The sequence below is a fragment of the Verrucomicrobium spinosum DSM 4136 = JCM 18804 genome (assembly GCF_000172155.1).
Taxonomy (GTDB): domain Bacteria; phylum Verrucomicrobiota; class Verrucomicrobiia; order Verrucomicrobiales; family Verrucomicrobiaceae; genus Verrucomicrobium; species Verrucomicrobium spinosum.
Map to the genome: position 1 here is coordinate 2,379,650 of NZ_ABIZ01000001.1, position 24,464 is coordinate 2,404,113.

The 24,464-nt window shown below is 60.5% G+C and carries 21 protein-coding genes; 7 read left to right on the forward strand and 14 right to left on the reverse strand.

Going from position 1 to position 24,464, the window contains the following annotated elements; genetic code table 11:
• Positions 1-239: 239 nt before the first annotated feature.
• Both VSP_RS09540 and VSP_RS09545 read left to right on the forward strand, forming a co-directional pair.
• Positions 240-3,386, forward strand: coding sequence for a PSD1 and planctomycete cytochrome C domain-containing protein (locus VSP_RS09540; protein ID WP_009960264.1), 3,147 nt, complete (start codon positions 240-242; stop codon positions 3,384-3,386).
• Positions 3,387-3,394: 8 nt separating this feature from the next.
• Positions 3,395-4,870 carry a DUF1501 domain-containing protein gene (locus tag VSP_RS09545; RefSeq protein WP_009960265.1) on the forward strand — a complete coding sequence of 492 codons (1,476 nt, stop codon included), beginning with the start codon at positions 3,395-3,397 and terminating at the stop codon, positions 4,868-4,870.
• Between the two features lie 140 nt (positions 4,871-5,010).
• Here the strand turns inward: VSP_RS09545 and VSP_RS42090 are convergent, their stop codons facing one another.
• From VSP_RS42090 to VSP_RS09580, 7 genes are all read right to left on the reverse strand, one after another.
• Complete coding sequence (locus tag VSP_RS42090; RefSeq protein ID WP_156346242.1) at positions 5,011-5,187, reverse strand: hypothetical protein; 177 nt, start codon at positions 5,185-5,187, stop codon at positions 5,011-5,013.
• A 180-nt stretch (positions 5,188-5,367) separates the two neighbouring features.
• On the reverse strand, positions 5,368-5,613 hold the full coding sequence (locus VSP_RS42095; protein WP_156346241.1) for a hypothetical protein: 246 nt from the start codon (positions 5,611-5,613) through the stop codon (positions 5,368-5,370).
• A gap of 429 nt (positions 5,614-6,042) precedes the next feature.
• A complete protein-coding gene (locus tag VSP_RS09560; RefSeq protein WP_232289558.1) occupies positions 6,043-7,710 on the reverse strand; it encodes a DEAD/DEAH box helicase in 1,668 nt (555 codons plus the stop codon).
• A 134-nt stretch (positions 7,711-7,844) separates the two neighbouring features.
• A complete protein-coding gene (locus VSP_RS09565; RefSeq protein ID WP_009960270.1) occupies positions 7,845-8,783 on the reverse strand; it encodes a sugar phosphate isomerase family in 939 nt (312 codons plus the stop codon).
• A gap of 130 nt (positions 8,784-8,913) precedes the next feature.
• Positions 8,914-9,705, reverse strand: coding sequence for a PIG-L deacetylase family protein (locus VSP_RS09570; RefSeq protein ID WP_009960272.1), 792 nt, complete (start codon positions 9,703-9,705; stop codon positions 8,914-8,916).
• Positions 9,706-9,757: 52 nt separating this feature from the next.
• Positions 9,758-10,204, reverse strand: a complete 447-nt coding sequence (locus VSP_RS09575) for a hypothetical protein (protein WP_009960274.1) — start codon at positions 10,202-10,204, stop codon at positions 9,758-9,760.
• A gap of 27 nt (positions 10,205-10,231) precedes the next feature.
• The gene (locus tag VSP_RS09580) at positions 10,232-11,266 is read right to left on the reverse strand and encodes a Gfo/Idh/MocA family protein (protein ID WP_009960275.1); all 1,035 of its coding nucleotides are present in this window, start codon (positions 11,264-11,266) and stop codon (positions 10,232-10,234) included.
• 306 nt (positions 11,267-11,572) lie between these two features.
• Here VSP_RS09580 and VSP_RS34710 point away from each other — a divergent pair, with 306 nt between their 5' ends.
• From VSP_RS34710 to VSP_RS09595, 3 genes are all read left to right on the forward strand, one after another.
• On the forward strand, positions 11,573-13,423 hold the full coding sequence (locus VSP_RS34710) for an acetylxylan esterase (protein WP_157210818.1): 1,851 nt from the start codon (positions 11,573-11,575) through the stop codon (positions 13,421-13,423).
• Positions 13,424-14,171: 748 nt separating this feature from the next.
• On the forward strand, positions 14,172-14,396 hold the full coding sequence (locus VSP_RS09590; RefSeq protein ID WP_156346623.1) for a hypothetical protein: 225 nt from the start codon (positions 14,172-14,174) through the stop codon (positions 14,394-14,396).
• Between the two features lie 82 nt (positions 14,397-14,478).
• Positions 14,479-14,703, forward strand: coding sequence for a hypothetical protein (locus tag VSP_RS09595; RefSeq protein WP_009960281.1), 225 nt, complete (start codon positions 14,479-14,481; stop codon positions 14,701-14,703).
• Positions 14,704-14,789: 86 nt separating this feature from the next.
• Here the strand turns inward: VSP_RS09595 and VSP_RS34715 are convergent, their stop codons facing one another.
• The 3 genes from VSP_RS34715 to VSP_RS34725 all read right to left on the reverse strand — a co-directional run bounded on the left by VSP_RS34715 (position 14,790) and on the right by VSP_RS34725 (position 17,581).
• Complete coding sequence (locus VSP_RS34715) at positions 14,790-16,136, reverse strand: PHP domain-containing protein (RefSeq protein WP_009960282.1); 1,347 nt, start codon at positions 16,134-16,136, stop codon at positions 14,790-14,792.
• A gap of 512 nt (positions 16,137-16,648) precedes the next feature.
• Positions 16,649-17,038 carry an Hsp20/alpha crystallin family protein gene (locus tag VSP_RS34720; RefSeq protein WP_009960284.1) on the reverse strand — a complete coding sequence of 130 codons (390 nt, stop codon included), beginning with the start codon at positions 17,036-17,038 and terminating at the stop codon, positions 16,649-16,651.
• A gap of 120 nt (positions 17,039-17,158) precedes the next feature.
• On the reverse strand, positions 17,159-17,581 hold the full coding sequence (locus tag VSP_RS34725) for an Hsp20/alpha crystallin family protein (protein ID WP_009960285.1): 423 nt from the start codon (positions 17,579-17,581) through the stop codon (positions 17,159-17,161).
• Between the two features lie 361 nt (positions 17,582-17,942).
• Here VSP_RS34725 and VSP_RS09620 point away from each other — a divergent pair, with 361 nt between their 5' ends.
• Positions 17,943-18,122 (forward strand): hypothetical protein, encoded by a 180-nt coding sequence (locus VSP_RS09620; RefSeq protein ID WP_009960286.1) that lies wholly within the window; start codon positions 17,943-17,945, stop codon positions 18,120-18,122.
• 237 nt (positions 18,123-18,359) lie between these two features.
• Here the strand turns inward: VSP_RS09620 and VSP_RS09625 are convergent, their stop codons facing one another.
• From VSP_RS09625 to serS, 3 genes are all read right to left on the reverse strand, one after another.
• On the reverse strand, positions 18,360-19,856 hold the full coding sequence (locus VSP_RS09625; protein WP_009960288.1) for an IS1380-like element ISVsp19 family transposase: 1,497 nt from the start codon (positions 19,854-19,856) through the stop codon (positions 18,360-18,362).
• Positions 19,857-20,104: 248 nt separating this feature from the next.
• On the reverse strand, positions 20,105-21,151 hold the full coding sequence (gene tilS / locus VSP_RS34730) for a tRNA lysidine(34) synthetase TilS (protein WP_172683144.1): 1,047 nt from the start codon (positions 21,149-21,151) through the stop codon (positions 20,105-20,107).
• Between the two features lie 16 nt (positions 21,152-21,167).
• Positions 21,168-22,439, reverse strand: coding sequence for a serine--tRNA ligase (gene serS, locus VSP_RS09635; protein WP_009960291.1), 1,272 nt, complete (start codon positions 22,437-22,439; stop codon positions 21,168-21,170).
• A 144-nt stretch (positions 22,440-22,583) separates the two neighbouring features.
• Here serS and VSP_RS09640 point away from each other — a divergent pair, with 144 nt between their 5' ends.
• Positions 22,584-23,810 carry an RsmB/NOP family class I SAM-dependent RNA methyltransferase gene (locus tag VSP_RS09640; RefSeq protein ID WP_009960292.1) on the forward strand — a complete coding sequence of 409 codons (1,227 nt, stop codon included), beginning with the start codon at positions 22,584-22,586 and terminating at the stop codon, positions 23,808-23,810.
• Positions 23,811-24,120: 310 nt separating this feature from the next.
• Here VSP_RS09640 and VSP_RS42100 read toward each other — a convergent pair whose 3' ends face one another.
• Positions 24,121-24,354 carry a hypothetical protein gene (locus VSP_RS42100; protein WP_157210819.1) on the reverse strand — a complete coding sequence of 78 codons (234 nt, stop codon included), beginning with the start codon at positions 24,352-24,354 and terminating at the stop codon, positions 24,121-24,123.
• Positions 24,355-24,464 lie beyond the last annotated feature (110 nt).

Below are 24,464 nucleotides of genomic sequence, written 5' to 3' on the forward strand. Positions count from 1 at the left end.
GGATCATTGTCCTCTAGGTTTTGGGGGTTTTTTTTCCTAGAGTCAACCCAGCGGGATCGCTTTTTTATGCCTAAATGCCATTTTCTTGGGTTTCATGAGGGTGGGAGAGACGGGCATGCCTAGATACGCAGCCACTTTCGGCACGGACGGCGGCAGGTAGCAACAAATGCGGTAGGCAAGAATGCTCCCGTTGAGACGTACTTCTGCCTCCTCATTCAAGCGATTTCCGCGTTCTTCCCATGATGGCTATTCAGATGCCTGCGCTGGTGTCCGCCCTGCTGGTGGCATCCTCCGCTGCCCTATCCGCAGCAGGTGACGCCCCTGTCAGGCGCATCAGCTTCAACCGGGATATCCGGCCCATCCTTTCCGACAACTGCTTTGCGTGTCACGGCTTTGACGCAAAACATCGGAAGGCAGGACTGCGGCTGGATATCGAGGACGGTGCCCGGCAGCCCAATGACGACGGACGTGTGGCAGTGAAACCAGGCGATCTGGCCTCCAGTGAGGTGTGGCAACGCATCATCACGGACGATGCAGATGAGTTGATGCCGCCACAGGATTCTCACAAGACTCTCAAGCCTGCGCAGCGCGAATTGATCCGCCGTTGGATTGAGGAGGGGGGCGAGTATGAGATCCACTGGTCATTTATCGCGCCAAGTTTACCCAAGGTGCCGGATCTGCTACGGTCGGAGAACTTGGGGCCAAGCGGGGCAGTGGATGCCTTTGTCACATCCCGGCTTAAGTCTGAGGGGCTCCAGCCGTCTCCAGAGGCAGATCGTGCGACGCTGATCCGTCGCGTGACCTTTGATCTCACTGGCCTGCCGCCGACTCCGTCAGAGGTGGATGACTATTTGCGGGACGCTTCGCCACAGGCCTATGAACGAGTGGTGGATCGCCTCCTGAATGGCTCTGCCTTTGGCGAACAGATGGCGCGTTACTGGCTGGACCTGGCGCGCTATGCGGATACCCACGGGCTGCATCTGGACAATGAGAGATCCATGTGGCCCTATCGGGACTGGGTGGTGCGGGCGTTTAACGAGAATCTGCCCTTTGACCAATTCACGGAGTGGCAGCTTGCTGGTGATCTTATTCCCCAAGCATCTCGGGATCAGGAGATCGCCTCGGGGTTCAATCGGTGCAATGTCACCACCAGTGAGGGGGGCAGCATCAATGAGGAGTTCGTCTTCCGCTATGCAGTGGATCGCGCCTCCACCGCTGTGGAGGTGTGGATGGGGCTGACGGCTGGCTGTGCCGTCTGCCACGATCACAAGTTTGATCCTATTTCGCAGAAAGAGTTTTATTCCCTCTACGCCTTCTTCAACAGCGCGGCGGACCCGGCGATGGATGGCAATATCCTGCTCACCCCACCGGTGCTGAAGCTGAGCAGTGCAGAGCAGGCCCGCCAGTTGAAGGAGTACGATGAGAAGCTGGCTTCCCTGAGCGCGCGCATGACATCGATGCTGGCGCAGATGCCGTACACGGATCCCGCCACCGTTCAGCCCCGTCCTCCGGTTCAGGAGTCGGAGACCGTGTGGGTGGAGGATGATTTCCCTGCCGGTGTGACGGCCCAGCATGCGGGGCAGCATCCGCTCCAGTGGATCGCAGATGCTGCGGGCAAGATCTTCAGCGGCAAGAGAGTCATCATGCGGAAGGACACTGGTCTGGCGCAGGATTTCTTTTCCGGCCTGAGGGAGCCGTTTGTCCTCCCTGCCGGTGGGCGGATTTTCGTGCACGTCTATCTTGAACCTGAGAATCTGCCCAAGGCAGTGATGCTGCAACTGCACTTGGATGGCTGGTCGCACCGGGCGGTATGGGGTGACGTTGAAGCGATTCCGTTTGGAGAGGTGAATACAGAGCAGCGCAAGAGCATGGGGCCTTTGCCGAAGGCGGGCGAATGGGTGCGCTTGGAAGTGCCCATGGAGGCGCTCAAGCTCAAGGCGGGGACGAAGGTGACGGGGCTGGCCTTCACACAGCAGGGGGGCACCGTGTACTGGGACAAGGCGGGCGTGAAGAGCCGGGTGGATCCCGTGACGGCTGAGGAAGAGTCTGAGACTGCGTGGCTGACGAAATGGCAGGGCAAACGCCATCCTGAGGCACCCGACGATGTGCGTGACATTCTGCGCACCAAGAAGCCAGAGGAGCGCGCAGACGCTCAGAAACAGCGGCTGCGTGCCTACTGGCTTGAGAAAGTGAGTCGGGCGGGCCGGGCTCTGGTGGCGGACCTTCAGGCGGAACGCGCCCCCGTGGAGCAGGCCAGGAAGCAACTGGATGAGGCCATACCTGCTACGCTGATGATGAAGGACCTGCCCACACCGCGGGACAGCTTTGTCATGAAACGCGGCCAGTATGATCAGCCAGGGGAGAAGGTGCAGCGCGGTACACCTGCGGTCTTTCCAGGTCTGAAGAAGCGCGATGGGGATGCCAAAGCGGACTACGACCGCCTGGACCTTGCCCGGTGGCTGGTGAGTCCAGACCATCCGCTCACAGCACGGGTTGCTGTGAATCGGCTCTGGCAGCAGTTCTTTGGAATCGGGCTGGTGAAGACGAGCGCGGACTTCGGTTCCCAAGGTGAACCGCCCAGCCACCCGGAACTGCTGGACTGGCTCGCGGTCACCTATCGCGAAAGTGGGTGGGACACGAAGGCTTTTGTCCGCCTGCTGGTAACCTCCCAGACCTATCGTCAGAGCAGCCGCGTGACGCCAGAGTTGCTGGCCCGGGATCCGGAAAACCGTCTGCTGGCGCGGGGGCCCCGCTTCCGCCTGGATGCGGAGCAGCTTCGAGACAACGCGCTGTATGTCAGTGGCCTCCTCGATCCCACGATGGGCGGCAAAGGGGTGAAGCCCTACCAGCCGGAGAACATCTGGGAGCCGGTGGGCTTTGGCGGCAGCAACACCCGCAACTACAAGCAGGATGCCGGCAGTGCGTTGTATCGCCGCACGCTCTACACCTTTCTCAAACGCACCGCCCCGCCGCCAAGCATGACCACGTTCGATGCGCCGAACCGCGAGCAGAGCTGCACCCGGCGGGAACGGAGCAATACGCCCCTGCAGGCGCTGCAGCTCATGAATGATGTGCAGCACTTCGAGGCTGCGCGCCACTTCGGTCAGAGGATGATCAAGGAAGGCGGCCGTGCTAATTGGGAGCGTCTCTCCTGGGGCTGGAAGGTGGCCACGTCGCGCCTGCCTACGGATGATGAAATGGCCGTGGTTCAGGAAACGCTCAAGTTGCATCTGGAGCGCTACCGCTCCAGCCCGGACGCGGCGAAGCTGGTAATGAGCGCTGGCGAGTCAAAGCCCGACCCCGCCCTGGAGCCCGGAGAGCTGGCAGCCTACACCATGGTGGCGAACCTGCTGCTGAACCTGGACGAAACCCTCACCCGGAACTGATTGCCTCCATGAACCCGTTTGTTGACTATCACCAGCAGACCACCCGGCGTCGGTTTTTTCAGGGCACCGGGTTGCGGTTGGGCGCGCTCAGCCTGAGCTACTGTTTGGGGGATCGCCTGTTGTTGGGGGCTTCTGGCGCGGGTCCCGTGGCCCAGGTGCATCCTCCCCAGCCAGGTTTTCCGCACTTTGCGCCGAAGGCCAGGCGGCTGATCTACCTGCACATGAACGGGGCGCCGTCGCAGCTGGATCTTTTCGACTACAAGCCAGGGTTGCGGGAGTACTTTGACAAGGATCTGCCGGACAGTGTGCGCAACGGACAGCGCATCACGGGGATGACCAGTGGGCAGTCTCGCCTGCCGGTGGCACCCAGCATGTTTAAGTTCAGCCAGTGTGGTCAGAGTGGCACCTGGATGAGCGAGCTGGTGCCGCACATGCAGACTGTGGCAGACGACCTGGCGATGATCCGCACCGTGCACACCTCCGCCATCAATCATGACCCGGCCTGTACCTTTGTCATGACGGGCAGTGAGGTGCCGGGCAAGCCCAGCCTGGGCTCGTGGCTGAGCTACGGCCTGGGCAGCGTGAGCAACAATCTGCCAGCGTTTGTCGTCTTCACGCCCACCTTTCCGTCCACAGGCAATGCGCAGGCGCTGTTCACGCGCATGTGGTCCAGCGGGTTCCTCCCAACGAGTCACAATGGCGTGGCGTTGCGCGGGCAGGGCGATCCGGTGTTGTACATCAAGAACCCACCCGGAGTGGAAGGCGGAGACCGCCGCACGATGCTGAACGCGCTGAACAAGCTCAATCAGCAGAGCTTTGACCGCTTTGGTGATCCGGAGATTCAGACGCGCATTTCCCAGTATGAGATGGCGTTCCGCATGCAAACGAGTGTGCCGGAGCTAACCGACCTGAGCACGGAGAGCAAGGCCACGCTGGATCTGTACGGGCCGGATGTGCAGCGCATGGGCTCCTTTGCCTCCAGCGCGCTCCTGGCCCGTCGTCTGGTGGAGCGTGGCACACGAGTGGTGCAGATCCTGCACCGCGGTTGGGATCAGCACAGCGGCCTGCCCAAGAACATCAAGGCGCAGTGCCTGGATGTCGATCAGGCTTGCGCCGGCCTGATCAAGGATCTCAAGCAGCGCGGTCTGCTCGATGACACCCTCGTGGTGTGGGGTGGGGAGTTTGGTCGCACGGTGTACTCCCAAGGCACCCTGACCAAGGACAACTACGGTCGCGACCACCATCCGCGGAATTTCTGCATGTGGATGGCCGGCGGCGGCGTGAAAGCCGGGACGACCTATGGCGAGACGGATGACTTCAGCTACAACATCGTGAAGGACCCTGTGCACATCAATGACCTCAACGCTACGATTTTGCACCAGATGGGGGTGGATCACTCCAAGTTCAGCTTCAAGTTCCAGGGGCTCGATCAGCGGCTGACCGGCGTGGAAGAGGCGAAGGTGGTGAAGGGCGTGCTGGGGTGAGAGGCGGGGGCTCTTGAGACAGGATTAACAAGATTTTTAGAAGATTAACAAGATGGGGTGTGAGGATGGCGGGTTTGGTTTAGCCTGGCCGGGGATGTGCAGTACATGTGAGGATGGAGGCCTGTTGAGGGTTCAAGCCTTCACAAGCTGTCCATCACCTGGATGCGAAGCATCTTGGGGAATGCGGCGAGATTCGCCGCTTTGGGGAGTTCTGTGTCGGGCTGCCAAGAAAGAGCTGCAACGGAGTTCCTGACTTCATTGCGGTTGACGATAGCTTCGAGCTTGTCACAAGGCGTAGCCAAAGCGGTGATGCGCACCGCAGTCCAAAATCCTGCTGCGCAGGATCAGGTGGAGGAGGTGATGGGAGAGGGGGGGGCGTTTCAGGCTTTCGATGTCGGAGGGACGGCACTCAGACCATCAGGGTAATGCATGAGGCAATAATGCCCAGGAAGGTGTCGAATGCGTCGCGCATAAGGAGGCAAAGTGACGGTGGAGACTCAGACTTTGATCTTTATCGACTGGCCGGTGGCGGGATCCAGTTCGTAGGTCTTGCCTTCCTCGTTGGTGACTCGAAGGGTGGCGTTCCCGCTGGAGGGGCTTCCTGTAGGCCAGTGGACCTCCATCTTCTTGATGAAGACCCACTGAACGTCTTGCTCGATGAGAGGATTCGTCTGAACGGTGTACAGTTGCTTTTCCCACCGCTTCTTGCCGGTGCGGATGTCCGTTGCCGTGACAACCCCCATGGTGTCGGGGCAATTGTTGACAGTGAACTGAATTCCTTTGAGGGTGATTGGCGGAACCTGAGGCAGAGCGGCGCGCTTGGCGTGGAGGGCAGTGGTGCTTGCTGCCGCGATGAGGAGAAGGAGAAAGAATGCGGTCGGCAGCTGGCGGCGAGAGTGGTGCGAATTGCTCAGACCGCGGACTGAAGCAGGATGAAATCCTGCAATGCCGACAGGTTGGGAAACCTGTCCTACCAATGCGGACTGAACTGGCGGGACGCCAGTACCACGCACCGGCAAGATGCCGGTGTCACTCGCAGGCAAAAAAAAGGCGTTGGACGATTCACGGTCCAACGCCTTGACGCACTGACAACTGGCGCACTGCCCACTGGCGCACTGCCCACTGGCACGCAACATCAACGAGGCGTGCCAGCTTTCAAAACCACCCAGCGCCTACCGACGCCTTTTGGCCGTTTTCCGGCCGGTCATGATGGCCTTGGCTTTGTCTTCGTTGTCGAGGACGGTGGTGAACTTGTACTTGAAGCCGTCGAGCTTCCGGCGCTCGATCTTCTGATCGATGAGGCGCTCGATGGAGTGGACGTAGGAGATCTCATCTGCGGCAAAGAGGGTGAAGGCATCGCCCTCTTTTTGCGCGCGACCGGTACGGCCAATGCGGTGCACGTAGTCTTCAGGATTCTCGGGCACCATGTAGTTGATCACATGGGTCACGCCGCTCACGTCAAGCCCACGGGCGGCAAGGTCGGTGGCGACAATGATGTCGAAGGCACCGTCGCGGAAGCCTTGAAGGGCTTTCTCACGGTCACGCTGATTGATGTCGGAGTGCATCACCGCCACCTTGTATTTCCCAGTCTGCTGAATGGCGGCGAAGAGACGGTCGGCATGCACTTTCATGCGGGTGAAGATCATCACGCTGTGGAACTCCGTGCTCTGCAGCAGGGCCAGCAGCAGTTCCTCACGTTGATCGCTCGCGACGGGATACATGTAGTGGCTCACCGTCTCCGCAGGGGAGAAGCGCAGGCCCACTTCGATGCTCTCAGGCTCACGCAGGGCCCATTCGGCCAAGCCCTTGATCTGAGGGGGCATGGTGGCAGAGAAGAAAAGCGTCTGTCGTGATTTAGGGGTCTCACTCACGATGCGGCGCACATCAGGCAGGAAGCCCATGTCGAGCATGCGGTCCACTTCATCCAGAATGAGCACTTCGATGTCGGCGAGGTTCACGGTGCCATCGCTCATGAAATCGAGGAGGCGCCCAGGGGTGGCCACCACGATGTCCACGCCGCGCTGCAGGCCTTCGCGCTGCTTGCCGTAACCCACGCCGCCATGCACGAGAAGCGTGCGGAGGCCGGTGTGCCGGTTGAACTTGTCGAATGCTTCCACGACCTGGGCGGCGAGTTCGCGGGTGGGCTCCAGGATCAGGCAGCGCAGTTTGCCAGGAGCGCCAAGGCGGGAAAGAGTGGGCAGACCAAAGGCGGCAGTTTTGCCCGTACCTGTCTGGGAGGCGCCGATGACATCTTTACCGGCGAGAACTACGGGGGCGGTGCGGGCTTGAATTTCAGTGGGCTTTTCATAGCCCATATCGCGCACACCGGAGAGAACAGCGGGGGAGAGCCCCAAGATTTCAAAAGCTTCTGGATAAGGACCTTCAGGAACGGGCGGTGCGGGCGGCGGGGGTACGGCGGCAACGGCGGGGGCGTGGCGGCGGTCTCCAGCTTCGCGTTCCTCGCGCGGGGCCCGGTCCCGGTCGCGTTCACGACCTCCCCGGCCCTGGCGACGGTCTCCGTCGCGGCCGGAACGGGGGCGCTCACGGTCGCGTTCCCCAGTGCGGGGTGGACGGCCAGCCCCGGCTCCGCCTCCTTCTCGCTGGCGGTCGCGATCGCGTCCACGATTGCCATCGCGGTCCCGCTCACGCTCCACTTTGGGGCGATGTTCGGCGGCATCTCTGCGGGTGGCGGCCTTCGCGGCATGCAGCTTCTCCGGGTGCTTTTCGTGATGTTTCGCGCTGTCGTCAGCGGTTTTCTTCTTGCCCAGGCCCGTGAGGCGTTTCAGCCCTGACGTGATTCGTTGAAGCAGGGAGGGTTTGGTCTTGGTCGATTGGCTCACGAGCGATAGATGGGGAAGAACAGGGGGGCACTAGATAGAAGAACCCCTAATCCGATGTCATCCCACTTTTTTACACCTTTTGCAAACGGAGATGTGCCCCGGAGCGGGAATCGCCCCGGGGGACGGGCGTTTTTCTAGTGCATTTCCACCGAGCAGGATCCCAGGCCGCCACGGAAGTAGTTGAACTGGACGTTGGGGTGGTCAGCGAGCAGGGACATCGGCACGGCAGAGTCCGCCAGGCCTTTGGAGATCATGAGGGCGGTGAGCCGCTGCCCCAGCGGGTTGTCATGCGTGCCCGCCTGCCAGATGCTGACCTTCTCTGCGAGCCAGGTCTCTTTGGGGCCCACGGTGATGGCGGTCTTGGGAACCATGGTGATGTTGCCACCACCGCTGGTGCGGGCGTTCTGCGCCAGGGTGATCGGATGCAGTTCTACGATGCGGGTGCCCAGCTTCCGGTATTCCTCGGGTGTGGGGGGCTCGTTCTTGTACTTGCCCGTACGCTTGAGGGGATCGTTGAAGGCCCAGTGCTTGATGTCGCCCTGCCCTCCCTGCATGACGGCGCAACGCACGCCGGCGCTCCAGCTCTGCACGTACTCCTTCACATCCCCCTTCGGGAAATGGAGGTTGGCATCTGGCATGGCGAGCTTCTTCTGGATGCGGTTGAAGAGCAGCTCACGGTCGGCTTTTTCAAAGGAGAGGGGGTGAGTGATGGGCACCTCCTTCTTGGTCTCCACGTCGTACCACTCGTCCATGCCCCAGAAGTGGGAGGTCTTGAGGCTGAGGCCCAGTTCGTTGACGAGGCGGGCCACCAGGGGGAGCTGTTCGGTCGGCCCGATGGGGCCGCAGACACCCACGGGATTGTCGGCCGTGGATTGGCGCCAGGCGGAGATGTATTCCAGCGCCTCAGCCAGGTAGAAGTCCTCCAGCGTGTCATACATCACGACCTTGAACCCCGGACGGGAGAGCTGGCGAAGATCCTTCTCCGTGAGCTTGGCGGCGTCGTTGATGAGGCTGCTGTCCAGGGTGGTGTAGTCCCACCAGTCGGGGGCGATGTGGCTGAGTTTGCGAGGCATTTGGGGAACAGTGAAAAGTTTAGAGTGAGAAGTGAAAAGTGAGGAGTCTGAGGTCGGGGGACGATTGTGAGTCTTGGCGGGAGAAATGAGTGAAGTTTGGAGTTTGAATTTTCGACAGCGGAGGTGTCGCCTACTCTTCGAGCCAGCGTTCGTAGGCCTCGTTGATGAGGCAGTCGTCGCCGAGGGTTTCTTTGAGAGGGTCGGAGTCGGTGGCGCTGAAGCCGAGGTGGAGGTGGCGACGCCAGCCTTCGGCATGGGTGAAATTGCCGGAGAGGGTGCCGACTTTTTGAGCGGCCTCGTCCATGGAGATGAGGTAGGAGTCCATGCCCTGGCTCACATCCAGCCAGTGCTTCTGGCTCTCGTGCGCGGCGAGGGCCTGACGCTTGATTTCATGAACCGGGTCGGTGTTCACATAGGATCCGGCGTGGATGCGTTTGCGCAGCGGGTCCCGCAGACCGTGGGGCATGGCGTGATACACGGTGACGTCATGAAAGTAGGCGTCGCGCGGGGGATCGGTGATGAAGTTGGGGATGCCGTGGGTGAAGGCCGCAGTCACGGCCAGGCGGGAGGCGGCCATGTGATCCTCCATGTAGTCGCTGGGCGCGTGGGTGAGCACGATGCGCGGCTGGGCCTCGCGTACAATGGCGGCGACTTTTTTGAGTGCCTCCGGGTTGTAGGTAAGAACCAGGTCGTCACTGATGGGAGGGTAGAATGCAGCCCCGAGGATGCGGGCTGCCTCCTGGGCCTCTTCGAGGCGCTTGCGGGCGGTGGTGGGGCCGTCCATCTGCACGGAGCCGCCGTGGCCGTTGCAGAGGTTCACATAATGCAGGTCCCAGCCACGGGCCTTGAGCTGGAGCATGGTGCCGGCGGCGACGAATTCGATGTCATCAGGATGGGCGAAAATGGCGAGGACGGAAGGCATGGGGAGAGGGAAAAGGAAAAACGAAAAAGGGAAGAGGGGGAAGGGATAAGGGCTACGGCTTCCGTCGCAGATCTGAAATGCAGAGGACGGTGTCCTGTGGATGTTCGCGGGAGGGAACCCACCCGCCAGTTGCCGTGTCCTTGGCGAGGATCATCAGATCAATGTCATCCAAATCAGCGTCCGCCTGGGCGCGATGGTATGGCACCCCGACCAAGCGCCCATCCTGAAGTGGGTGGTGTTCCAGGGCCTTTGAGCGGAATGGGCCCCGGAAACTGTTATGGGGGACCAGGGTGAGAGGGGGGCTCGAAGGGGGCAGTGTTGCATAGAGCTCCTTGCGAGAGATGTCCGGCCGGATGCTCTTCAGTGCCTCTTTCGTTTGCGAGAGGGAGGGCGCTGCTGCTGTCTCAGGTTTGGAGGCGCAGGACACCGTGGCCCCCGCAAAAACTGCCACAGCCAGCGCCTTGATGAGGGGCCGCGTGGTCTGTGGCAGTCGGATCATTGCAGGAGGGTCGGGAAGGGAGCGGGGCTAGGCCAGCTCGCTGATTTTCACGGGACGGCCGCCTTCCTCGGCGGACTTGTCGGCGGCGAAGAGGACCTCGAAGCTCTTCAGAGACTCGCGCAGGCTGGTGAGGGGCATGGCTTCCCCTTTTTCCAAGGAAGCGAAGAAGGTCTCAAACTGCGTCTGGTACGGGTGATCGCTCACGTCGCCGCTGTCGAGCATCTTCATGTTCAGGTTGCTCCAGCCCGCCTTGTTGGTGTGGAGCTTCATGGAGTGGAAGCGATTGTCCAGCAGGCTGCCCTCACTGCCGCACAGGTGGGTGTGGAAGTAGTAGGGCTGCAGGCAGTCCACGACGGCGGAGCATTTGCCCACCTTGCCGTCCTTGAAATGGACGAGGGTGATGCTGGTGGTGTTGTACTCGTAGGGGGCGAAGATGTCGCTCTTGGATTTGGTGGAGAGGCTGGTCACGCTTTCCACCTCGCTGCCCATGACCATGAGCAGGGCGTCAAGTGCGTGGCAACCGGCGGTGAGCAGGGCGCTGCCACCATTTTCCTTGCCGATGTTCCAGCGGAACTGGCCGTACCAGGGCCCGATGCCGTGGTAGTAGTCCACTTCACCGTAGTGGAGCTCGCCCAGCAGACCCTGGTCAAGAATGGCCTTGGTGGACTGGAACTGGCCGGAGAAACGGCACTCGAAACAGACGCAGCCAAGCACCTTGTTGGCTTCTGCGGCGTTGACGATGTCCCGGCATTCCTGGAGAGACATGCCGAGGGGTTTCTCGATGATGAGGTGCTTTCCCGCGCTGGCGGCGGCCACCGCCTGGTCGCGGTGCTGGGCAGGCATGGAGCAAATGTCCACCACCTGGATGTTGGAAGCGAGGAACTCGTCGAAGTCCGTGTAAGTCTTGACCGGGCAGCCGTGGCGGGCGCTGACTTCCGCATTGTCGAGCTTGCGGGAAGAGAAGATGGCGGTGACCTGGGCGTGCGGGGTGGCGTTGATCGCCGCGATGTGGGCACCTGCGGCCCAGCCATATCCGATGATTCCGACGTTGTATTTCTTCATGTTGTTGCGTTAGAAAGGGCCTTGTGAGCGTGTTCTTTGTGACATCAAACTCATGTCCGCCTTATGAAAAATGATACGCTTTTTAAGCCAACAATTTGTCAAGCGGGCAAGGGCCTGTTGACCCTGGGAATCGTGCTCTATGGGTGGTGTTTGCAAGGGCCGGCGCAGGAGCCCGTGCCGCCCCGCGCGCTCCGTGATTTAAATACCAGTTACTTTCCTTTCACGCCAGTCAAGGATGCGGCTGCCTGGGCGAAACGTCGGACGGAAGTCGAGCACCGGGTGCGGCTGGCGTCCGGGCTATGGCCCATGCCGGAACGTCCACCGCTCAATGCCGTCATTCACGGCCGCATTGAACGGGAGGATTACACGGTGGACAAGGTTTACTTTATGTCCGTTCCCGGTCATTTTGTGACTGGAAACTTGTACCTTCCCAAGAACCCGCCGGCCAAGATGCCGGTCGTGCTCTGCCCGCATGGACACTGGCCGGATGGGCGGTTCATGCGCGCCAATGATGCAACGGTGGCCAGGGAACTGGCAACGGGGGCGGAGCGCTGGGAAAACGGGGCGCGCTCGCCCTTGCAGGCCCGCTGTGTGCAACTGGCGAGGATGGGGTGCGCCGTTTTCTTTTACGACATGCTCGGGTATGCGGACAGCATTCAATTTCCTGAGCACCGCCATGGACCGCAGGAGGAGGGGTTTATGAGTGTGGATGCAGAGCAGAACCTGTACGGTTATTTCCCGCTCCAGATCTGGAACGGCGTGCGGGCGCTGGATTTCCTGCTTTCCGTTCCGGGGGCAGATCCCGCCCGGGTGGGATGCACAGGCGCGAGCGGTGGCGGTACGCAGACGATGGTGCTGGCGGGCATTGATTCCAGGATCACAGCGGCATTTCCCTGCGTGATGGTCTCCACTGCCATGCAGGGGGGCTGCACGTGTGAGAACTCGAACCACCTGCGCATCAACCAGGGGAACATTGACATTGCGGCTCTCACCGCTCCACGCCCGCTGGGGCTGACGGCCGCCAATGACTGGACGAAGGAGCTGGAGACCAAGGGGTTTCCGGACCTGAAAGGGCTCTACCAGATGACGGGCAGCCCTGGGAATGTGAGTGCGTTGTTTGCCACCCATTTTCCGCACAACTACAACCACGTGGCGCGCACTGCGATGTACGGCTTTTTCAACAAACACTTCAAGCTGGGCCTCGCAGAACCGGTGCTGGAGCGCGACTTTGTGCTCTGCAGCCAAGACGAGCTGAGCGTGTGGGATGCGCAACATCCCGCACCCGCCGGAGACCAGGTGGGCAAGCCACACGAGGTGGCGGTGGGCAGGTGGTTCAAGGAGCAAACGGCGAACACCCTGGCTCCGCTGCTGGCGGCCAAAACGGATGAAGAACGCTCCAAGACGGACGAGGTGGTGGGCGAGGCTTGGCGCATCCTGGTGGGACGCACCCTGCCGGGCAAGGGCGAGACCTCGTTTGACGTCGGGGCCAAGGAGGAGCGGGGAGATCACTTTCTGATTCGCGGTCAGGTGCATTTCAAGGACACGGATCACGTTGACGTCACTTTCCTCTATCCCAAAAACTGGAACAACAAGGCGCTCCTGTGGCTGAGCGGAAAGGGGCCCGAATCCTTGGTGAGTGCGAGCGGGGATCTGACCGGCGCGGGCCGCAAGCTTCTGGCAGAGGGCTATGCCGTGGCGTGCCCGGTGCCGTATCTGGCCGGGGCTGCCCGCAACCCCAACGTGTATGGGAAACGGAAGCTGGAGACATATGAAGGGTATGCCGGCTACCACTATGGGTATAATCCCAGCCTTTTCGCGGAGCGGGTGCGGGATGCCCTGACTGTGATCGCGATGATCCGCGACCATGACAAATATCACACTGATCAGATCCTGGTAGCTGGCTTGGAGGGCAGCGGTCAGGTCGCCGCGGCAGCCGTGGCCCAGGCCAAGTCTGTGGTGGCTCAGGGAGTGATCGCCACGGGCGGATTCCGCTTTGGGAGTCTCAAAGACGTGTGGGATGTGAATTTCGTGCCCGGCGCGGTGAAGTATGGGGATGTCCCGGCACTGCTTGCGCTCTGTGCTCCGGTGAGTTTGAAAGTCCTGGATGAGGCGAAACCCGGAGAGGTGGAGTTTGTGCTGGGGTCGTTGGGGCAGTGAGCCGGGCGTCCCGACTGTGAGTGCCACCCGCATCCTGCCGGTGGTTCGAGGTATGCGCGGAGGTGTTGGGTGGTTGATCGTCAAACTCCGCCGACTGCAGTCCAATGCCATCAGGGAAATAAGTCGCTTCATCGTGGCACCTCCCAGGGGGTGCAAGTTGAGGACTGAAAGCCCGGAATAATTCCAGCCTTGGGCAACGCCCAAGGTCATTGGGGAATAGTGATGCTCAGGGCTGTAGGCCCGGTTCATTCAGGGATGTTTGTCGTGGGCAGGTTTGATGAGGTCGGGCCTTCAGCCCTCAATGAGTCTTTGATCTGCAAACTTTGGGCGATGCCCAAGGCTGCAATGAGGCCGGACCTTCGGTCCATTTGAACCTGTGATCTCACCAACTGGAACCTCAATGCGCCAGCCTGACGCCGATCCCATTCTGAAACCCATTGGCAGTCAAAACAGCGGTGCCATCACTTTTCCCTGATGGCATTGGACTTCAGTCGGCTCAGTGGTGAAGCGTGTGCGTGTTCGACTCGCAACTTGCAAGATGTCTTGCGAGGTGCCATGCAGGTTGCCCACGGCGATGGCCGGTTTAGGGGAGGGGTGTCTTTGCGTAAGTGGTTGATTGAGAGTGAGGTGAGGGGTGTCCAAGGCGGGTGGCCTGAGTTATGCGCAAGGAAGGGGCACCCCGGCGCTTTTGCGTCGGGTCGCGCGGCAAAGACCCCTTTCACTCCCAAACCAAATCCAGATGAACCACATGAAAACGTACCTTTTCTCAGCCTTGGCCGCCGCAATGATCCTCCCCAGCTGCGCTTCTTCAGATGTGGCCAGAAACAGCACGCCGGGTCAGCCTATGGCGATTGACCGGGCGGAACGGAAGATCTACGCAACGCCGACGCCGGTATCGGAGGACCCCACCTCACCGCTTTATCATGTGGAGGCCAATGGAAGCTCCGCCAGTGTGGCGTTGGCCAGCTTTTAGCATCTCGCGGCCCGGCCGGTGTCCGTCGGTTTGGGCTCGTGTTTTTGGTGCCGTCTTGCTAAACTGGTCAAACAATTCACTCATGAAAACGACACTTGTCAGCTCCGCATTGGTTATTTTTGCCTCGACCCTGCTCCCGGGTTGTGCCTCCAGCGACCCCACCTCCTCCGGTCAGCCGGTGGCTGCGCAACGGGAGGAGGCGAGGAAATATGGCACCCCAACGCGGCTGTCATCCGACCCCTCCTCGCCGTTGCATGGTCTGGAATCCAACAAGGGACAGGTCAGCACGAAGATTGCGGAGTTTTAGGCTGAATGAAGCCCGTCTGCATACTGGAGTAACAAGATGGCGTCTCGGGTTGGAATGGCCAACCCGAGGGGGCAATGCTGGATGGGCTATTTGGTTTCCTTCAACCGCGACTGCCAGCCTATGGGCTGGGTCCACGCCATTTCGGTCTGGCCATCGTAGCTGGGGCGGGGGTGCGGGCGGTTCGAGGTGACGATGGCGCGCACGTACAGTTCGTCCCCTTTCAACCGGTATTCTGCCACGGGACCTTCTACGGTTGCGAAGGTCTTGCCCACATCGGTGGAGTAGATAATGCGCTCGGGGCGGAAGTCGTCCGCAGGCGTCTTGACGGTGGTGGTGGTTTTATCGAACCCGGTCGGGGTGCCGACGAACTTGATGGTGTAGGCGACGCCATTTTGGGGTTGGACTTGAACCTTGAGGATGCCGTCCTTGAAGCTGACGTCTTCCAGCGTGACACCGCTGGAGGCATAGAAGTCGCCCGCCCGCATGGCCGCGATGAGTTTATCCGGAGCGAGCGCTTCGCTGCGCACCATGACCCACCCTCGCCCGGGAGCGCTGTCTTCCCCGTGGTAGTGGTGGGCGTCATCTGTGCCCACTCCGTAGAGAGGGGGGGCGTTGAATTGGGTGATACGCAAGGTGTTGGCCACATCCCAGATGGTTTCATGACCGGGACGGGTGGCGTCGCCCAGGTAGTTGATCATGGGGTGGCCGTTGTAGATCTCGAAGAAGTTCTCCTCCAGCACGGCAGCGAGGTCTTCCGGGGTGAGTGCCCAGCGGAAGTTGGGGTGGTTTACATGAGCCAGCACGGGGCGGCCGGTAGCGCGGCCTTGTTCGTGGATGGCTTGCAGACTCTTGCGCATCACGTCTTGGATGCTGGTCCCATCAGGCGGCAGGATGGCTTCCTGGATGTTGAGCGCGTTTATGTGGATGGGGACCCGTTTCTTGAGCTCCATCGCGTAGTTGGCGCTCAGTTCTTCCGCCTGGATCAGAAGGAATTCTTCCGGGCGCTCAAACTTCGGTCGGTATTCCTCCAGCTTCTTGAGTCGAACCTCTTTAGCGCCGTCTTTCTCACGGGTCTCGACCCAAGGGGTGCCAAAGCGGGCCAGATATTTATCCAGGGCAGGGGGGGCACCAGGGGCCGTCTGGCGCGTTTTCACCAGCTCCTCGGTGACCCAGACTTCCTTGGCCTGGAGGACGTTGTGATCAGAGATGGCGAGGAACTGGTACCCGTTCTTCTGGTACCAGTCGGTGATCATCTCTGGAAAGTCATTGCCATCGCTCCAGAGGCTGTGGGAGTGAGTGTTGCCCTTGTACCACTTTTTCGCAGGAGCGGGTGAATCGGCGGCGGCCAAAGAGAGGGAAAGGGCCAGGCTGGCGGCTCCAAGGGTGGCGTTGAGGGCGAATGTGCGACGGGTCAAGTGGCGGGTGGGAGTCATGTGGGACGCGCGGTTGAGTATCTGGAATACTGGAGGGCGAGCGCGTTTCTTCTTGGGAAATGGTGGTGGGCGGGGAGAGGGGTGTTCGTAGAGGTAAATGGCTTACTGGACATCGGAGGCCAAGGCGAGGTACACGAGCCCAATAGCGTCCCGCACCTGGATGCGAAGCATCTTTAGGAGTGTGGTGAGAATCGCCGCTTTTGGGAGTCCTGTGTCGGTCAAACTAACGATGCGTCTTGGGCGGAGCGTGTGATGTCATTCGACTTCTGCGGCCGACATCAGGTTCAAGGTTGTCTCAAGGCTTAGCCAAAGCGGTGATGCTCACCGCAGTCCTAAAATCCTGCTGCGCAGGATCAGGTGTTGGGTGTCTGGGGTGGGATGGCGATTTTGGGCAGCTTGCCAGATCGAAGACGTGAAAAGTAAAAGGCCTGCGATGCGCCGGGGCGGCATCGCAGGCCTGGGGTTTGTTTTTCTATGGTGGCCCTCTCACAGGCCGGTTGGTCGCACAGGGGTTATTGCACCGCGATGACGCGCGGTTTGGCGGCTTCCTTGACGGGAAGGTTCAAGGTTAGGACGCCGTCCTCCAGCTTGGCGGAGAGTGCAGCCTCATCCACCTTGGCGGTGACCTTGAGCTGGAGCTTGTAGCCATAGCTGCCAAGTTCACGATGAAGGGACTTCCAGGCTTCCTGGGCGACAGGTTTGCGCTGCGCGCTGAGGGTGAGGATCCCTTGGTCAAGTTTGACATGGACGCTGTCTTTGGCGGCACCGGGAAGGTCCACCCGGACCTGGTAGGCATCTTTGGCGCTGTTGACGGAGTAGCGGGGTTTCACGAAGTTCTGCGCCTGAGTGGTCGTGTTGGTGGAGGCGGTGGCGCAGGCGCTATCAGGAGTGCAAGTGGTCATGGTCGTATGGGGTTGGAAGGAAGGTGGATATGATATGTGCTATGGGTGACTTGCCGCGGCCGGGGCTCAGGGGCAGCGCCTGGCCAGCGGATGGGGATCTTTTTTAGCGAACAAGCGAGATCACTGCACCTCGATGGTTCGCGGTTTGTGCGCTTCAGCTTTTGGCAGAGTGACGGTCAGAATACCGTCTTCCACCTTGGCCGCGATGGCGTCGGACTTGACACTGTCTGGCACGGAGACGGAGCGGGTGGAGGTGAAGCTGGATTCGCTTTCGCCGTTCTTCTCTTTGCGCACGACGGTGACGGTAAGAAGGCGGTCGTTGAACTCGACCTTCACATCTTCTTTCTTCACGCCGGGGATTTCGAAGGTAGCGTAGTAGTTGTCCTTGTCCTCGTGGATGTCCGTGGCAAGGCGGCCGGTCACGGCCCCACCGAAAGCGGTGTCCCAATCGAACGCTCGAGCCAGGGCTGGCAGGTTGCCAAATGGATGGCTGAACCAAGTTTCGAGATTGGAGACAGGATGATTATAACGTGTAAGTTTCATGGTGTTTGTTTTGTGGGAACCAAGAGTTGTCTTGGACGCGTGATGATTACCGGTCCTAGTGTTGCAAGCCTTGTGCCACCTTCATTGATTTGATTGCAGCGTGTTGAAAATGAACATGTAATGCGTAGCTTGCGTTTTGATCGGATTCGATCATCCCCCCCAAGTGAGAGACAATGTGACTCTTAAGAGTTATTTTGGAGCGCGGTCGAGAAGAGTCATAATGACTCTAATGATGAATATTCCACCGGCCAGCGCTCAGGTCAGCGGCCATCAACCAAAGTGAAACTACGTCTTTGCGGTTGCAATTACCATAATTACCATTATTTTAGATTGACCTGCCAACACCCCCGTCCAAGGCATCATGAAACTCCTGCTGAAAATCGCCATCGTTGTGATTGTGGCCCGCTTTATGGTTCACACGCCGAAGGGGGCAAATCACACCCTGGATGCGGTGAACAGCTTCACGCTCCGCGACATGGCGATGCGGGTGGATAGCCTTTTCGTCTTCATCGAAGAGACCGTGATGAGCTGGTTCTCCTAGCTTCGGAAACTAGCCCGCATTTCTCATACCCCCTGACTTGACAACCCAAGATCAGCGGGTTTTTGGGTGTGCGCCTTCTGTGGGGGGAGACTTGGTGGGCGAAATGGGTCGGGCCAGGGGACTGAAGGCTCTCAGGGCGTGTTCAAGAGGCCTGGATGCTCTTTGCCCAGGGTTCGAAGGCATAAGCATCCCTCTGCATGGGCTGCAGATGTCCCTTTGAGTGAAAAGCCCCCGGTCTCAGGGGCTGCATCCAGCCAGTCTTCGCTGGGCCAGACCATAGACTTCTTTGAGAGTGCAGGCACTTGGCAGCTGCACATAAATGCGCCTCACGCTCACGGTGATCAGGGCCGCGATTTTGAGCAACTTCAGCCGGATCGTGCCCACCGTGGCTGTAGCCAGAGGCGTGCCGTGCAAGGCCACCGCACGCATCTGGCTCAACAGCAAATAGGCAAAAGTCGAAAACCACAGACGCAACTGGTTGCTGCTCTTCCAGGCAGTTGAAGTGCGGTCGGCAAACAGGTCCAGCTGCTGTTCCTTGATGCGGTTCTCCATGTTGCCCCGGGCGCAATAGAAGCGTTCATACAACCCGCTGCCCGTGGCAAACTGCTCCTCCCCCTGCGCCCATGGCTCCCTGGAACTGATGTTGGTGACAATGAAACGGGGGTTGGTCTTGCCCTGGGTTATTTCGGCCTTGCCGATGACACGCCGTTCCCGGCTCCAGGTCTTGAGCGTGCGGTAGCTCAACTCCTCAAACTCCCGTGCGGTTCCTTCCAGTTCGGGCGGAGCCTTGGCTCCGGCAGCTTTTGCAAGGCGCACCGCCTCGGCATCGAGCTTCGCGGCCGTCCGCCAGAAGGTGGGGGCGAGCATCTCCTGCAAGCGGACGTTGCGGGCCAGTCCAAAAACATAGTACAGCTGCGGCTGGGTCTCGATCCAGCTCATGAGCTCATCGCGGCAGAACCCGCTGTCGGCACGCACAATGATGACCACCTGCCTGCCAAACCGGCCGCGGATGGCCTTCACGATCTTCTGGAGGGCCTCCAGGGTGCCGCCTGCCGCATCCCCGTCGGCGGTGCGCAACTGTGACCACAGAGGCACATCCCCACAAAAGCAATAAAGGGGCAGGTAACAGTAGCCTTTGTAGTAACCGTGATAGAAGCGGCCTTCCTGGTGGCCGTGAAGCAGGTCGTCGGTGGCATCAAAGTCCAGGACAATGACCCCGCTTTTGCGTGGGATGGCCGCCACCGCCATCTGCAAAAGCAGGTCTTGGATCCTGTCGGCATCAGCGTGGATCTTTTTGGTGAGCGCGTGTTCCTGGGCACCCAGCTCCATGCGGTTGAGGGTGCTCTTGCCCGCCAGGGGGCAGCCTGCATCCTGCGCATGATGCCGCTCCTGCCCCAAGACATCGGCCCGCCCGCAAGCGGCAGCCAGGAGGGGATCTCGGCGCAGACAGTCGTGGTCATTGAGGTCTTCGTAGCCCAGGGCCAGACCAAAAATACGCTGACGCAGCATGCCCGCCAGATCGTGTTCGACGAAGCGCTGGTCGCGTCGGTCCGTGAAACAACCCGCCAGCTTCTCACACAGGCCCAGCTTCTGGTCGATCTGGCGCAACAGGAGGCTGCCCCCTTCACTGGAGAGGTAACCTCCTGAGAAATCCGCCTCCACGCGCCTGCCACCCAGCGCTTGAAACTCCAACTTGGCCTGTGTACACTGTGTCGCTGCTTGAGTCTGGTGCATGCCTTGGTTTTTGCCTTGGTAATCAAAGACTAATGCGCCGCTGCACCCGGCTCAAGCTTCTCGCGTATGAGAAATGCGGGCTAGGAATGATGAATTCGGAATTAGAAATGAAGCTTCCTCTTCAAAGCTGGTCTGGGAAATGCGGAAGGACCTTTGCCGATGGATTGACAATACCACTAATTCAGCATCCCTAGTTCCCAATTCCTGCTTTCCCCGGTGCCTCCGTAGTTATTTCCAGTGTCCCTCTCTCACGCTTTCTCGAGGAACAGCCGTCCTGCCTTGCGGCGGAGGCGGAGTTGGCTGGGGAGATTCACTCGGGACACGCGGGGAGAGCTGAGGAGTTCGAGGGCGCTCTCGATCTCGGCATTGCCGATATTCGGCACGGCATGAACTTCGCGCAGCCACCACCGGAGAATGCGGCTCTGGAGCGCGGGGTGGGCGGTTTTCAGCGCGGAGTTGACCGTGAGGCTGCGGTCTGCCTGAAGGAGTTGGTGATCTGTGAGAAACGCGCTGGTGGCGGATTGCAGGAAGTCTTCATCGCGACCGGCCAGCCGGGCAAAGCGCTGGAGCGTGCCAGCGACTTCGCGTTGGAACATCTCCTTTAGAAAGGGGAGCACGCGGTGGCGGATGCGGTTGCGGGTGGGGGCTCCCAGACTTGATCCCGCGTTGGTGGAGTCCTCTCTGAAAGCGAGGCCGTGCGTGGTGATGTAGGTGTCGATCTCCTCGCGCGTGATTTCCAAGAACGGTCGCGTGATCAGAAGTCCACCAGGAGAGTTGGAGATGGGATCCATCCCTCGGATGCCTCGAAGGCCACTGCCGCGAAAGAGGTGATGCAGGATGGTTTCCACATCGTCGTCCGCATGGTGCGCCAGGAAGACGTTACGGCAATCGTGACGGGCGGCGGCTTGCTCAAAGAAGGCTCGTCGGGCGTCCCGACCGGCCGTTTCGAGGGAGGTCTTCGTGCGGGCCGCCTCTGCAGTGATGTCCACGGTGATCTCCTCATGCCCCAATCCGTGGGCGATGGCGAGATCCCGCACGAACTGGGCGTCAGTATTCGACTCGGCGTCGCGCAACTGGTGATTCAGATGGCAGACGATGAGTTTCCTGTAACCCAGGAGCAGGAGGAAGTGCAGCAACGCTACCGAATCCCGTCCGCCGGAGACGCCCACCAGTTGCGGGGCATCGAGCGATAGCTCCGACCGCTGCCCCTGCAGGTTGCGCAGAGTGGTGCGAGCCTTGCGTTCCAAACGGGTGAGGGCCGCCGACGCGTGTGTGCGCGCCGACGGGGAAATCACGGGGGATGCCTCGGGATCAGCCGATTTTTTCTGTGCCGAAGTAGCGCTGGAGCGGGGCAGGGATGGTGATGCTGCCGTCTGCTTGCTGGTACGTTTCGACGAGGGCGACGAAGAGACGCGCGAGCGCGGTGCCGGATCCGTTGAGCGTGTGGCAGAATCGGTTTTTGCCATTCTCATCTTTGTAGCGCAGATTCATGCGGCGCGCTTGGAATTCGCCGAAATTGCTGCAGCTGGACACTTCCAGATAGGTGCCCTGGCCGGGGGCCCAGACTTCGATGTCGTAGGTCTTGGTCGAGCCAAAACCCACGTCCCCGGTGCAAAGCTCAATGATGCGGTAGTGCAGCCCCAGGGTCTGGAGGACGGCTTCGGCGTTGGCGGTGAGCTTCTCCAGTTCGTCCATGGAGGTCTCCGGGGTGGTGATCTTTACGAGCTCCACCTTGTCGAACTGGTGCATGCGGATGAGGCCGCGAGTCCCCAGGCCGGCGCTGCCTGCCTCACGACGGAAGCAGGGGGTGTAAGCGGCGTACTGAATGGGCAGAGATTCCGCCTTCACGATCTCCTCACGATGGAGGTTTGTCACCGGCACCTCGGCGGTGGGGACGAGGTAGAGGTCGTCCTCCTGGCAGTGGTACACCTGATCGGCGAACTTCGGGAGTTGGGTGGTGCCGACAAGAGCGTCGGCCTTGACCACGAACGGGGTGTTCACCTCGGTGTAACCGTGGCTGGTGGTGTGGAGGTCGAGCAGAAAGTTGATGAGGGCGCGTTCCAGTCGGGCACCTGCACCACGGTACACGACAAAAGCGCTGCCGGTGATCTTGGCACCAGCCTCGAAATCGAGCATGCCGTGCTGGGCTCCGAGGGCGACGTGGTCCTTCGGGGCGAAGTCGTAGGTGGGCTTCTCGCCCCAGACTTTCACCTCGGGATTCTGCTCGGCGCTTTCACCGATGGGGCAGGCATCGTGCGGAAGGTTGGGGATGCCCAGCATGAGGTCGCGCTGTTTGACATCCAGAGCGTCGGCGTCACGACCGATCTGCTCGATGCGGTCGCCGATGCCCCGGACCTGGGCCTCGATGGCGCTGGTGTCTTCGCCCTTTTTCTTGGCGATGCCGATCTCTTTGCTGATCCGGTTGCGGTCGCCCTGCAGCTTCTGGCGTTCCGTTTCCGCTTCGCGGCGCTGCTCGTCCAGAGAGGTCACCTCATCCACCATCGAGGAAAGGCCGGCACCACGGGTGCTGAGGCGTTCTTTGACGTAGTCGGGTTTCTCACGGAAGAGGCGGATGTCTAACATAGGGCGCGCAGACTAGCGTGGAATGGGAAAATGTCGAGCCGGAGGGCGGCGGAGGTCGGCTGGGACAAGAAGAAAGTGGCGCGCAGGGGAAAATTGCGCTTTGGTAGGCGGTTCGTGGCCACGTCTGGTCGCGGTTCCAGTCCTGTGAAACTCCATCGTCACCTCATCGAACAAATCATCGCCACCCTGGCGGAAATCTTTGCGCGGGGGGTGCATGCGGACAAGGCCATCGAGCGGATGATGAAGGCGTATCCGAAGTGGGGTGCGCGGGATCGACGCTTCTTTGCGGAGACGTCCTACGAGCTGGTGCGCTGGTGGCGCTGGTACTGGTACCTTGCCGGGTTGCCGGATTCAGAGTACAACAAGGTGGAACTGCTCAACGACGGCAAGGTTTGGCGGGTGTGGGCCGCTTACTGGATGGTGCAGCATGGTGAGGCACCACCCTTTGCCGAATGTCGAGGCTCATGGAATGCCACCGTCAAGTCCAGGTATGACGCGGACGTTCTGCCTGCGATCCGCCTTTCGATCCCTGACTGGCTCCAGGAGCGCGGCTCCAAGGAGTTTGGCAGAGAGTGGCCGGAGCTGATGAAAGCGCTCAATGAGCCCGCCGACGTCTTTCTCCGTGCCAATACGCTGCGAATTACCCCGGTGGAGCTGCAAGCCCGGCTCGAAGGCGAGGGGGTGGAATCCCATCGGGTGAAAGGGCTGCCCGATGCGCTGCGATTGAGCGTGCGCAAGAACGTGTTCACCACCCAGGCGTTCAAGGACGGCCTGTTTGAGGTGCAGGACGCCGCTTCCCAAAAAATCGCGCCATTTCTAGAGGTGGCACCGGGTCAACGGGTGGTGGATGCCTGTGCCGGGGCTGGAGGCAAGACGCTGCACCTGGCCGCGCTCATGCAGAACAAGGGTTCCTTGGTGGCCATGGATGTGCACCAGTGGAAGCTGGACGAAATGCGCCGTCGCGCCCGCCGCAATGGCGTGAGCAATGTGGAGCCGCGGCTCATTGAAGATTCCAAGTCCATCAAGCGTCTCGCCGACAAAGCGGATCGCGTGTTGCTGGATGTGCCGTGCAGTGGCCTGGGGGTGATCCGTCGCAACCCCGATGCGAAGTGGAAGCTGAGCGAGGAGGAACTCGACCGACTGGAGAAACTCCAGCAGGAGATCCTGGTAAGCCACTCCCGCATGGTGAAGCCCGGCGGGAAACTGGTGTATGCGACGTGCAGTCTTTTCCCCAGCGAGAATGACCGGCAGGTGCAGACCTTCCTCGCCTCCCATGGTGATGAATGGAAGCTGGAGGAGGAGCTGAGCCTCCGGCCGGATCGCGAAGGGTATGATGGGTTTTATGCCGCGAGATTGGTGCGGAAGAGTTGAGGGCCGCTTCGCGGCGGTTGAGGCGCTACGCTGGTTTAGGGGCCGCTTCGCGGCCGGTTGGGCGCGTTGCTGGTTGAGGTGCACAGCCGTCCGGGCTGTGAGTGGGACCGGCATCTTGCCGGTAGATCGCTCGCGGAGGGCGCTGACTTTATTCTCACACAAAGGCACAAAGGCACAAAGGCGCGAAGATCTCAGAAGTAGCGCAGACTGGCAGTCTGCTGTGCCGCCGATTGGCAATCGGCATCTGGCGCGAGTCGGGTGAGGCTCCAGCTCGACTATGAGCCCGGTGCAGTGACCGTCACAATCTGTGTCACGGAGTTGTTTCCACGATTAGCGGTTCCTCCAGCCAGCGTTTGCCATGGATGTAGAGGCGGATGGTGGTTTCACGATGTCTGGCGGTGTTTGAGCCCGCAATTCGCAACTCCCGCTGTGGCACCACCACCTGGCCTGTGTTTGCCGAGGGCAGGAGAGGCGAATTCCCACCGCAAAGTCCACAGGCGTGGTATCGGGCCGCTTCAGGAATGCGATAATACTGATCGCTCAAACAAGGAGGTGAGGGGGATGCGCCAGCGGAGCATGGGGTGTGGTGAGGCAGGGAGACTGAGCGCAATGGGGCGCGAAATCCCTCGGGATCCGGGCGTGACAAGCTGAATC

Coding starts and splice junctions, on each gene's coding strand:
- VSP_RS34715 (WP_009960282.1), bottom strand. CDS start 16,136: ATGACTCCCACCCGCCACTTGACCCGTCGCACATTCGCCCTCAACGCC.
- VSP_RS09595 (WP_009960281.1), top strand. CDS start 14,479: ATGAAAACGACACTTGTCAGCTCCGCATTGGTTATTTTTGCCTCGACC.
- VSP_RS09580 (WP_009960275.1), bottom strand. CDS start 11,266: ATGAAGAAATACAACGTCGGAATCATCGGATATGGCTGGGCCGCAGGT.
- VSP_RS42095 (WP_156346241.1), bottom strand. CDS start 5,613: ATGGGGGTTGTCACGGCAACGGACATCCGCACCGGCAAGAAGCGGTGG.
- VSP_RS09590 (WP_156346623.1), top strand. CDS start 14,172: ATGAAAACGTACCTTTTCTCAGCCTTGGCCGCCGCAATGATCCTCCCC.
- VSP_RS09545 (WP_009960265.1), top strand. CDS start 3,395: ATGAACCCGTTTGTTGACTATCACCAGCAGACCACCCGGCGTCGGTTT.
- VSP_RS09565 (WP_009960270.1), bottom strand. CDS start 8,783: ATGCCTCGCAAACTCAGCCACATCGCCCCCGACTGGTGGGACTACACC.
- VSP_RS09575 (WP_009960274.1), bottom strand. CDS start 10,204: ATGATCCGACTGCCACAGACCACGCGGCCCCTCATCAAGGCGCTGGCT.
- VSP_RS34725 (WP_009960285.1), bottom strand. CDS start 17,581: ATGAAACTTACACGTTATAATCATCCTGTCTCCAATCTCGAAACTTGG.
- VSP_RS09625 (WP_009960288.1), bottom strand. CDS start 19,856: ATGCACCAGACTCAAGCAGCGACACAGTGTACACAGGCCAAGTTGGAG.
- VSP_RS09620 (WP_009960286.1), top strand. CDS start 17,943: ATGAAACTCCTGCTGAAAATCGCCATCGTTGTGATTGTGGCCCGCTTT.
- VSP_RS09570 (WP_009960272.1), bottom strand. CDS start 9,705: ATGCCTTCCGTCCTCGCCATTTTCGCCCATCCTGATGACATCGAATTC.
- VSP_RS09540 (WP_009960264.1), top strand. CDS start 240: ATGATGGCTATTCAGATGCCTGCGCTGGTGTCCGCCCTGCTGGTGGCA.
- VSP_RS34710 (WP_157210818.1), top strand. CDS start 11,573: ATGCCGGAACGTCCACCGCTCAATGCCGTCATTCACGGCCGCATTGAA.
- VSP_RS34720 (WP_009960284.1), bottom strand. CDS start 17,038: ATGACCACTTGCACTCCTGATAGCGCCTGCGCCACCGCCTCCACCAAC.
- serS (WP_009960291.1), bottom strand. CDS start 22,439: ATGTTAGACATCCGCCTCTTCCGTGAGAAACCCGACTACGTCAAAGAA.